This is a genomic window from Chromatium okenii, assembly GCF_016583745.1.
Taxonomy (GTDB): domain Bacteria; phylum Pseudomonadota; class Gammaproteobacteria; order Chromatiales; family Chromatiaceae; genus Chromatium; species Chromatium okenii.
Genome location: NZ_NRRQ01000096.1, coordinates 1 through 1,222, shown reverse-complemented (window position 1 = coordinate 1,222; position 1,222 = coordinate 1). Strand labels below are relative to the sequence as shown.

Below are 1,222 nucleotides of genomic sequence, written 5' to 3'. Positions count from 1 at the left end.
TTTGGAACGCTACTTCTATCGAACTGGAATAAGCATTATGGAAGCAAAAAATAAGATCGTGCGCAGTGCCGTGCGATTTTATTTATCAGCACCATTGTATGGCTTGTTCGCAACTGCGTAACTCCTAGCATCCATAGATTAGTCGCTTTAAGCGTTCCGGTGTTGTATAAGACGCTAGAGCAATCTGTATGTTGGCTAAAAGCTATACGATTGAGGGTTAGCATACTGACATTAGCGAGCGCTGCACCTTCATTCCAAGCGTCACCTGAACTAGGCGGATTACCTTCTTGTAACGTCAAGTCTTGAATCGTTGTTCCAGTAGCGGTGCTACTAATATAAAAAATGCGCGATTTTTTATTACCACTGATGGCCAGTACATCGCGCCGGGTCCGCTAATTGTTAGCTTGCGATCAGTGATATTGATCTCCCCGCTGGTCAGAGTGATTACGCCAGTAACCTTTGGATCAAAAGTGATGGTGTCCACCGCGATGATACTGGCATTCGCGTCCAATACCGCCTGCCGCAGCGAACCGGGACCGCTGTCGTCAAGATTGGTCACGATGTAGGTCGCAGCTCCGGCGGGCATCGCCAGCGTGGCACTGATGAGCAGGGCAGCGATTCTTGCCCAGATGATCAGCGGATGAAAGGCATGTTTACGGTAACGCATTAGCAACTCTCCAAATGATGAGACAAGCGTGAACGGGTGGGTGATTGTGACTAAAAAAGAGGCAGTTGCAAACAGGGAGCGTGACTTAGGGAAGGGTTGTGCTATGTGACGACGTAGTTGTTCAAATTAACTAAGAGTTACGCAGTTGACCAAAATAGATTTAGAATACAAAGATGAACCTGCAAAATGTACCGAACAAGATTACATTCAGTTTTTAATCGCTAATCCGCGAACATATAGTTGTACGAAGGCTGCCAAAGTGTCGCCAAAATTCAATCATACGTTTGGAACGCTACTTCTATCGAACTGGAATAAGCATTATGGAAGCGAAAATAAGATCGTGCGCAATGCCGTGCGATTTTATTTATCAACACCATTATATGATTTGTTCGCAACTGCGTAACTCCTAAAAGATTGAAACTTTGCACTATAGTTATCCGCAAAACATACTATACTATAAGAGAAAATGTAGGAGCTTACGACAGTGAAACTGTGCAACGAAGACCAACTTTTGAATTTCTTAAGACGTGAAGAAGACAGTTCAGTTAAGTATAG

The 1,222-nt window shown here is 44.2% G+C and carries 1 protein-coding gene; it reads right to left on the bottom strand.

Annotated features, from left to right (window positions below):
- Nucleotides 1-295 precede the first annotated feature (295 nt).
- Nucleotides 296-667 carry a hypothetical protein gene (locus CKO12_RS14295; protein ID WP_200155389.1) on the bottom strand — a complete coding sequence of 124 codons (372 nt, stop codon included), beginning with the start codon at nt 665-667 and terminating at the stop codon, nt 296-298.
- Nucleotides 668-1,222 lie beyond the last annotated feature (555 nt).